8 protein-coding genes are annotated in these 9,102 nt (G+C 69.5%); 4 read left to right on the forward strand and 4 right to left on the reverse strand.

Going from position 1 to position 9,102, the window contains the following annotated elements; genetic code table 11:
• Together WA805_RS25370 and WA805_RS25375 are read left to right on the forward strand one after the other, a co-directional pair.
• The coding region (locus WA805_RS25370) for an electron transfer flavoprotein subunit alpha/FixB family protein (RefSeq protein ID WP_425243595.1) at positions 1–389 on the forward strand (389 nt) is incomplete at its 5' end.
• Between the two features lie 76 nt (positions 390–465).
• The gene (locus WA805_RS25375) at positions 466–1,137 is read left to right on the forward strand and encodes a glutaminyl-peptide cyclotransferase (protein WP_425243598.1); all 672 of its coding nucleotides are present in this window, start codon (positions 466–468) and stop codon (positions 1,135–1,137) included.
• A gap of 463 nt (positions 1,138–1,600) precedes the next feature.
• Here the strand turns inward: WA805_RS25375 and WA805_RS25380 are convergent, their stop codons facing one another.
• The 4 genes from WA805_RS25380 to WA805_RS25395 form a co-directional block, all read right to left on the reverse strand.
• Positions 1,601–4,132: an AAA family ATPase gene (locus WA805_RS25380; RefSeq protein WP_422277253.1), complete on the reverse strand. Its 2,532-nt coding sequence runs from the start codon at positions 4,130–4,132 to the stop codon at positions 1,601–1,603.
• Positions 4,129–4,764, reverse strand: a complete 636-nt coding sequence (locus WA805_RS25385; protein ID WP_422284362.1) for a hypothetical protein — start codon at positions 4,762–4,764, stop codon at positions 4,129–4,131. Before WA805_RS25385 ends, WA805_RS25380 begins: the two co-directional genes overlap by 4 nt.
• Before the next feature lie 113 nt (positions 4,765–4,877).
• A complete protein-coding gene (locus tag WA805_RS25390; RefSeq protein WP_422284360.1) occupies positions 4,878–6,170 on the reverse strand; it encodes an MFS transporter in 1,293 nt (430 codons plus the stop codon).
• On the reverse strand, positions 6,163–7,386 hold the full coding sequence (locus WA805_RS25395; protein ID WP_425239235.1) for an amino acid deaminase/aldolase: 1,224 nt from the start codon (positions 7,384–7,386) through the stop codon (positions 6,163–6,165). Before WA805_RS25395 ends, WA805_RS25390 begins: the two co-directional genes overlap by 8 nt.
• Positions 7,387–7,456: 70 nt before the next feature.
• On the opposite strand from WA805_RS25395, the gene WA805_RS25400 reads away from it, so the two are divergent.
• Entirely contained in the window at positions 7,457–8,746 is a 1,290-nt protein-coding gene (locus WA805_RS25400) for a D-arabinono-1,4-lactone oxidase (protein ID WP_425243596.1), read from the forward strand.
• Between the two features lie 158 nt (positions 8,747–8,904).
• Positions 8,905–9,102 (forward strand): hypothetical protein (locus tag WA805_RS25405; protein WP_425243597.1); only part of this gene is annotated, 198 nt, incomplete at its 3' end.

A 9,102-nucleotide genomic window follows, 5' to 3' on the forward strand; every position in this document is an offset into this window, starting at 1 on the left:
CCTCACTGGCTAGCGCGCGCGTGGTCGTCGGCGGCGGTCGCGGGGTCGGCAGCGCCGACGGGTTCGGGCCGCTGGACGAGCTCGCGTCGCTCCTCGGCGGCGTGGTCGGGGTCTCGCGGGTGGTGACGTCCGAAGGCTGGCGGCCGCACACTCAGCAGGTCGGCCAGACCGGCACCAAGATCACTCCCGATCTCTATCTGGCCTGCGGGATTAGCGGCGCGATCCAGCACATCGCGGGCTGTGCGGGCGCGAAGCACATCATCGCGATCAACACCGACCCGGCCGCTCCGATGATGGCCCGCGCCGACTACGCCGTCGTCGGCGACCTGCACGCGGTGATCCCCGCTTTGGTGGAAGCCCTTCGGGAACGGCCGTCCAGAGCGGGATAATCGCGGGGTGCGGTTTCACCGGGTGCGCGTGGTGCGGCGAGTGCCGCATCCCTAGCGCGGGTTCACCCAAGGGCTTATCGCCGACGGTAGCGGCGTCGTCTGGGAATCCGTCGGCAACTACGGGCAGTCGGAGCTGCGGCGTTACGAGTTCGGCTCGGACCTGGTGGCGGCCCGGGCGGCTTTGCCGCCTGAGCTGTTCGGTGAAGGGATCTGCCGGGTCGGGGACAGCGTCTGGCAGCTCACCTGGCGGGAGCGAGTGGCGTTGCGCTGGGACGCGGGCACCTTCGCACTGCGCGAAAGGGTTCGCTACAACCGCGACGGCTGGGGCATCTGCGCGGCTGACGGGGAGGTCGTGACCAGTGACGGGACCAGTGAACTGGTGCGCAGGGACCCCGGGACGCTAGAGCCGCGGCAGGTGGTGCACGTGCGGTGCGAGGGGAGCCGGGTCCGGGGGCTGAACGATCTTGCCTGGGCGGGCGGGCTGGTGTGGGCCAACGTCGCGGGCACCGCGTGCCTGGCCGGGATCGACCTGGCGACCGGGGAGGTCGCCGACGTCACCGACGCGCGCGCCGCTGCGGAACGCCACTGGGCTGACCAGCAGGCCATCATGAACGGGATCGCCGCGCTCAGCCGGCCGGATGAGTTCCTGCTAACGGGGAAGACGTGGCGGGCAGTCCGCCATGTTCGCCTGGTTCCAGACCGGGACCGAGGTCACCGGGAACGGTTGCTGGCAGGCCTGTCTCGCTAGGCGCGCCGCGGGGACTTCGCCGGAGAACCGGCCGCAGCGGCCGGTCGGTGTACCCGCCGTCCGCGAGCCCGGCGCCGCGCTCGAACACGTTCCACGAGCCGAAGTCGCCGCACAGCAGCCATGAAGCGCCGGCCGAGGTGAAGTAAAGCGGCAGCAGGAGCAGTCCGCCGCACCAGGCGTACTGCGTGGTGTGGCGCGCCTCGTGCCGGAACAGTCTGCTGCCGGCGACCAGTTCGTCGTGGCGCGTGATGATCACGTTGCCCACGGTGAAAGCCGGGGCGGGCGGCACCGGCAGCCGGTAGCCAGTGCCGGTCAGCAGCCCGTCGGCCGCCCGCGCCACCCGGGCGCGCCCGGCTAGCGCGACGCCAACCCCGGCCAGCGTGGCGCCGTTGACCAGGTTGACCGCGAGCCGGACGCGATGCCGCGCGCGCATCCGTTGTCCGCCGGCCTTGTCAGCCGGGTGTCAGGCGGACCCGTCCGGCTGCCCGTACGACGGCGGCTCGTACGTCGGAGGCTCGTACGTTGGCGCGCCCGAACCGTCGCCGCTGCCGTTCGGCGTCCCGTTGGCCTGGCTGCCGTACCCGTCCGCGAGGAGCGAGCCGCTCACCAGTGCCGCGGGCGCCGTTGCGGCCGGCAGCGGAAGCTGCGGCACGCTGTGGTCGCGGTGCGCGCGCTGGGCCGCCACGTGGTACGCCCTGAGCCTTGCGATGAACTCGTCGTCGGCGTACGGGGCGCCGTCCACCAGCGGTCCGCGGCCGCCCTCGAAGATCGCCGTGACGTCCTCGCCGCTGAGCGTCTTGTAGGTCTCGAGCGCGTGCGCGAGCGCGAGCACATGCCGCTCGTTCTCGCGCAAGATCATCTCGACCTGGTCGAGCAGGACGGACAGGTTGTCCTCGATCCGGTCCGCGAGCCTCCCGAACGGCGACGGTCCGTGCGCGTCACCGCCGCCGGCAGGCGCGGCGGCCCGGTTGCCGCCGCCAGGGGTGCCCGCCTCCAGGCGGCGAGACGAGGCGGCCGAGGACACGGTCTTGCCCATGCCCCAGTACCCCTCCATGTAGGAGGCGACGGTGGTCGCCTGGTCCAGGTCGCCGGAGACGCCGGACGAGCTGTCGCTGTCGAAGTACATCCGTTCCCCGGCTAGCGAGGCGAGCGCGACGAGGATGTCCGACTGGTACTCGCTGCGCCACCGGGTGAACTGGTCCTCCGGCTTGATCGACGACACCATGCCCAGGTAGTCGCTGCCCTTCTCGATCGTGGCGATGTCGATCTCCATGTGATGCCGCGTCCGGTAAGCGACTACCGCGTGGCATGCCTCGTGGATCGCGACCGCGTGCCGCTCCCGCTCGATATACTCCACGTCCTCGGGCGGACCGAGTTCCTTGAGCTGCTTAGCCTTGATCACGTCCTGATAGGTGATGACGTCGCGCCCGTCCCTGATCGCGATGATCAGCGACTCATTGACCAGGTCCTTGATGCTGGCGCCCGTCGCGTACGGGGTGATCGTGGCGAGCTTGTCGATCTGCTCGTCGGTCAGCTCGTGCGGGACCTTGGCGAAGTACCCCTGGTAGGTGCGAACCCGGCCCGCCTTTGTCGGGTAACCGACCCGGTAGATCCGGTCGATGCGGCCCGGCCGCAGCAGCGCCTCGTCCAGCGCCGACGGCATGTTCGTCGCCATCATCACCAGGATGCGGTAGTGCGGCGGCGGCTTGGGCCGCATGCCGAGCGCCCGCCTGACCACCCGGTTGAAGAACCCGCGCGGCTTCTTGAGCCCGGACAGCTCGGTGAGCAGGGCCTGCAGCGTTCCCATGCCGCCGCCGCCGCCCCCACCGCCGTTCATGCCGGCGCCGATGATCTGCTTGTTCCTCCGGCGGGCACCGGGCTCGGCCGGGTCGACGGCGAACTGCGAGGCCAGCACGTCGCGGGCCATCCGCCACTGCATGTCGGAGGACAGGTAGGAGAAGCCGTGGCAGCCGGCCGTCGCGAACGGTGCCGCGCCGACGTTGCCGCCGCCGGGCGTGCCGCCCATGGCGATGCCGCGGTTGCCGAGCGAGTCTGCCTCGTCGAAGAAGACGATCACGCCGCCGTACCGTAGCGACAGCTTACGCAGCTTGCGGAACAGGCCTTTGACTTTCAGCACGCCCACGCCGAAGAACATGTTGATGAACGCGCCAGGGTCGACGAACACATACGGCTTGCCGGTCTCGCCGGCGACCGCCTCAGCCATCAGGGTCTTCCCGGTTCCTGGCGGCCCCCACAGCAGGATGCCGCCAGGCACGTAGCCGCCCCGGTCCTCGACGAGCTCCGGGTTCTCCAGGAAGATGATGTTCTCCTTCACCCGGTCCAGGACGTGGTCCTGACCCCAGACGTCGGAGAACCTGGTCTTGATGTCGTCCGGGTAGTAGACGTCCACCCCGCCCCTGGACAGGAACCAGAACAGCAGCCCGAACTGGGCGACGGTGAAGAACAGCAGGAAGGCGTACTGGATGAAGGTCGGCAGCGCGTGCCACAGGATCGCCGGGATTTGCGCCAGCGCGGAGAGCGGCGCGTCGTGCATGATCTTGCCGGCGATGATGGCGATGACAACGACAATCAGCACCCAGCGGAGAATCCGCCCGAGCCGGTATCGCGTCCACGCAGACAGCTTGGTGGAAGACAGCCGCTCCGTCCTGCCCCAGACTTTGTGAACCCAGAACTGGTTGTAGGCCGCCCAGTGCTCGCTGATCAGGAAGTGGATCTGGTGGAGCAGTTCGAGGCCGAACAGGATGAAGACCCACGAGCCCAGCTGGGCCTCGATCCGGACGGCATCGAGGAACCCAACGAGCGGATTGTTCGCCATGAGCGACCAGACGAGCAGCAGCCAGATCACAACGAGCAGGATCAGCCACTTCACGCGGTCCCAGAGCGGCATCCGCTTCCTGGTCAGGATGTCTTCTTCCCTTGGGCGGCCGCCCTCGTAGGCGAATCCATCCACCACTGACCGCTGGGCCTTCTTCATGTCGGACTCCCGACGGTAAATGACGACATGACAGTGTTTATGTTGGTCTGGTTCTTGGTGTAACAGGCGTTGGTGCAGTGCACCAGGAGGAAATAGACGACCGTCTGATCGGCGTTGGTCAGCACGTCTTCGTCGAAGGTGTCAGCAACCCCGTTGGGGAACGTGTACTGGAACGTTTCCCTGACTCCGTGCACCCCTTGCTTGCCGGTGATGGTGTCGTCCCGCAGCTGCTTGAAGTCGGTCAGCGGGAACCCCTCCTGCGCGTCGGTCTGCCGGGAGCCCGAGGTGACAGGCAGCATGAAGTCACGCAGCATGTTGTAGGACAACTCGGCGCTGACCGTCGGGCTGAGGGTTCCGACCTCGGCGAACACGAAGGGCTGCACGGCGTCGGCGGCCAGGAAGTGGTTGGCCGACGGGGACGAGTCGGCGTCGTAGGCGGTGGACCAGATGCCGTCACCAGAACCGCCTGCTGCCTGCAGCGCGGCATTCAGCGACTTCTGCGAGATCTGATGCCAGGCGTGCGGAACCTTATAGAAGGTCTTCGCTGAGGAGTCCGCCACGTACGTGTACGCCGGAGCGCCACACCCGCTCAGCCCGATCGTGGTGAGAACGGCCACGAGGAGGATCGCCATCCCCCCGACGAGGCCTCTTGTTGAGCGGAAGGCCCGATTCGTCAAAGGGGTGACCTCCACATTTTGCTGTCTGCAGACAAGTATGCCGCTTCATATCGATTTGGTATAGGCGGTCAGCGTACCGAACGGACCCGGCTGACTGTCAGCCCCGCTATGACCGTCACGACGCCCGCGAGCGCGAAGAGTGCTGAGTAACTGTTCATTAGTCCCAGTACTACCCCCGCCGCGAGCGGAGCCACCACCAGCGGGAGACTATAGGCGATGTTGATGATTCCCAGGTCCTTGGCCCGGTCCGCCGCTGCCGGCAGCACCTGGGTCAGCAGCGCCGGCGCGGCCGCCCAGTAGGTGCCGAACCCGGCGCCGAGCAGCGGCGCCGCCACCAGGGCCATGTGCCAGGTCGGCGACGCGGCCAGTAGCGCGGCGGCCAGCGCCATCACGATCGCCGCCCCCACGATGAACGGCTTGCGGCGTCCGGACCGGTCCGACAGGGTGCCGCAGGCCGCCCCGGCGATCAGCAGCGCCACGGCGTACAGCGCCATCAGGATCAGCAGCCCGGTCTGCGGGTCGTGGTAGTGCGCCGCGCGGGCGAGGAAATACAGCAAGTACAGCGTGCCGAGGTCGTTGCCGAGGTTGATGAGGAAGTGCGTGAGCCAGCCCCAGCCGAAGTCCGGGTTCTGGCGCGGCGACACCCACATCCGTCGCAGCGTGGCCGCCACCGGCAGGGACGGCTTGTACTTGACGGGCAACGGCTCGTCCGGAGTCCGGAACGCGAACAGCACAGCGAACGCGACGACGATGATGGCGCAGGCCGCGTAGCCCGCCGACATCCGCGTGATGATCACGGTCACAATCAGCGCGCCGAGTACGGTGCCGAGCATCTGGCTGATCCCGATCAGCGCGCCGAGCCACCCGCGCTGGTTGACGGGCACCCGGTCTGGCAGCGCGGCGGTGAGAGTGGCCAGCATGCCGCCGAGCCCGAGTTCCGCGACGAACCAGCCGACCGCCATCACCGGGACGGAGGGTGACGCGGCGACAATGGCGATGCCAAGTGCCCCGGTCAGCGCGCAGCCGACCGTCCAAGGGTGACGGCGGCCCCGCGGGTGCGTCGTCCGGTCGGACAGCGTTCCGACGATGGGGTTGGCCACCAGGGAGGCGATCGCGCCCACGCCTATCACGACGGAGAGCAGCACCGCGTCCGCGCCGCTGGGCACGCCGTTCTTGGTGATGTGGTCGTGCAGTGACGCGACCTGCTCGGGGAGCAGCACCTGAATGGGCGCGTAAATCGCCAGCCACAGGCCGATGTTGGCGAGGAAAAGCAGCGTTATCCAGTTGGCCCTGACCGGCTCAGTGGGTTCGGCTAGCGCGGCCGGCTGCGTTTGCGGGCTGGCCGTGACCGCTTCATCCAAAGCACTGTCCTTCCCCGCGATAGGTCGGCACGCTTTGCGCCACGGCGACGTCCTCGATCACGTGGTATTCGGTCAGGCGCTCGGCGAGTTCGCCGCCCTTGGCGTGCCGCAGCCAGACCCGGTCGCCGATGCGGAGGCCGTCCGCCGCGACGCCGAGCACCGGCGTCTGCACCTCGCCGGCGCCCTCGACGCGCGACAGTCGCAACCCAGCGGGCCGGAATGGCGTGGGCAGCCGGTCCCGTGTCCCGGTTCCCGACGCCACATAGCCGCCGCTGAACAGGGTGGCGATGCGCGGCGCCGGCCGCCGGACCACCGGCAGCGCGAACATGACGGCGGGCCGCGGCCGGAACTTGCGGTACGCGTCGAACAGCGTGGGCCCGACAAGGCCCGACCCGGCGGCCAGTTCGGTGACCGACTCGTCCGCCGCGGTGGATTCGAGCGACCCGGTGCCGCCACCGTTGACGAACTCCAGGGTGGTCAGCGCGCGGATCCTGCGTACGGTCTCGACGCGCCGCTCGCGCAGTTCGGCCGCCGACCTGGCCTGGATCGCCCGGACCAGCGCGGCGCGGACCGGGTTCCCTGGCGGGGAGTCGCCGAGGCCCGCGATCTGGCCCTCGTAACCCAGCACACCGACGAGCACGAAACCCGGCCGCGCCAGGATTGCCTCCGCGACCAGCGCCGCTTGCGCCGGCTCGCGCAGCGGCGACCGCCAGGTCCCGATCTGCACCGCGGCCCGGTCGCCGAGCGGCCGCCACGACACGTCGAGTTCCAGGCATACCCGGATCCCGGGGTGACCCTCGCCGAGCGTCGCGTCGATGAAGTCGAGGTGCGCGGCGGAGTCGACGGTCACCGTGATGTGCTGCCGCGCCGTGGCGTTCGCGGCGAGCGCGCGCAGCGCGCCGCGGTCCGCGGTGGGGTAGGCGACCAGCAGGTCGTCGCTCATGCCGGCCGAGTGCAGCCACAGCGCCTCGGCCAGCGAGTAGCACATGATGCCCCGGTACCCCGGCTGGGCGAGCGCCCGCTCGACCAGGTACCGGCAGCGCAGCGACTTGCTGACAACCCGGATCGGCAGGCCGCCGGCCCGGCGGACCAGGTCGCGCGCGTTGCTGTCGAACGCGGCCACGTCGACCACGGCGAACGGCGGGTCCAGGTGGGCGGTCGCCTGCTCGTACCGGTCCTGGCCGGTGCCGGGTTTCGCCAGAGTGCTGCCAGACATAGCCAGACAGTAGCCTGTCTGCGGCAGAGGTTAGACACACGGGAATCAAAATCAGGAAAAATCACCCGATATGACGTGGCAGAACTGGGCAGGGACGGCGACCGCGGATCCGGCGCAACGCTACTGGCCGCGCAGCACCGAGGAGATCGCGGACGCGATCAAGGACGCGGCCGCGGCCGGCCTCACCGTGCGGGCGCTCGGCAGCGGGCACTCCTTCACGCCGACGGCGGCCACCTCTGGAGCGGCGCTCGACCTGTCCGGGTGGGCCGGCGTCATCTCGGCGGACGCGAACTCGGGGCTGGTCACGGTCCGGTCGGGCACCACGATCCGGCGGCTCAACGCCGCGCTCGACGTGCTTGGCCTGGCGATGCCCAACCTCGGTGACATCGACGCGCAGACGATCGCCGGGGCGATCTCCACCGGCACGCACGGCACCGGCGCCCGGCTCGGCGGCATCGCGACCGCGGTCGCCGCGCTAGAGCTCATCCTCGCCGACGGGTCGGTCGTCTCCTGCTCGCCGCAGCAGCGGCCCGACTTGTTCGCCGCCGCCCAGGTAGGCCTCGGCGCGCTCGGCGTGATCTCCACCGTGACCCTGAAGTGCGTCCCGGCGTTCGACCTGTCCGCCGACGAGCGGCCGATGCCATTGGGTGAGGTGCTCGAGCGCTTCGGCGAGTTCGCGGCGTCAAACGACCACTTCGAGTTCTACTGGTTCCCCTACGGCAAGAACGCGCTGGTGAAGCGCAACAACCGGGGGACAGAACTGCCGCGAATGCCGGCGTGGCGGCATTTCTTCGAGTACGAGGTGATGGAGAACGCCGCGTTCGGCGCGCTGTGCCGCACCGGGCGCGCGGTGCCCGCGCTCATCAAGCCGCTCAACAGGTTCGCCGCGGGCACGCTCTCGAAGCGAGCGTATTCCGCCCCCTCGCACCAGGTGTTCGTGACGCCGCGCCGGGTCCGGTTCGTCGAATCGGAGTACGCCGTGCCCCGCGAGTCGCTCCTCGACGTGCTCGGCGAACTGCGCGCCGCGGTGCCGCGGCTCGCCGACCCGGTAATGTTCCCCGTCGAGGTCCGCGTCGCCGCCGCCGACGACATCTGGCTGTCCACCGCCTACGGCCGGGGCTCCGCCTACGTGGCGATCCACCAGTACGCGGGACTGCCGTACCAGGAATACTTCCGCGCGCTCGAATCGATCGCGGCCGCCGTCGGCGGCCGCCCGCACTGGGGCAAGATGCACACGCGCGACGCCGCGCAGCTCGGTGAGCTTTATCCCCGGTTCGCCGACTTCCTCCGGGTCCGCGACGAGGTGGACCCAGACCGCCGCTTCGCCAACTCTTACCTCGAGCAGGTCCTCGGCCCCTGAGCCACACCCGCACCACACTGCGCACTCCGCTTTGCTGTGGGCTCGCAGGCAGTCGGCTGGCAGCGGGGGGCTGGCATTTCGGTTGAGCTTTAGTTGAGCCGGCCGGGCCGTTCAGCCGTGATCGTCGGTGAGGGCAATTTCTGACCCACGGTGTTGGGGTGGCTACGGTGCGAGACAGCGCGGACTGGGCGAGGACGCTACCGTGCCTGCTGCCGGCGTACCGGATCATGGAGATCCCACGGCGCGACGACGGGACGGAAGCCGCGCCTGGACAGCGCGCCGAGACCAGCGACCCGGGGCGTCCGCAGCGCGTCGCCCCGCTGGCGGCCGCCTATCACGCCGGGACCGCCGTCGGC

The sequence above is a fragment of the Trebonia sp. genome, assembly GCF_049794275.1.
In the GTDB taxonomy this organism is placed as follows: domain Bacteria; phylum Actinomycetota; class Actinomycetes; order Streptosporangiales; family Streptosporangiaceae; genus Trebonia.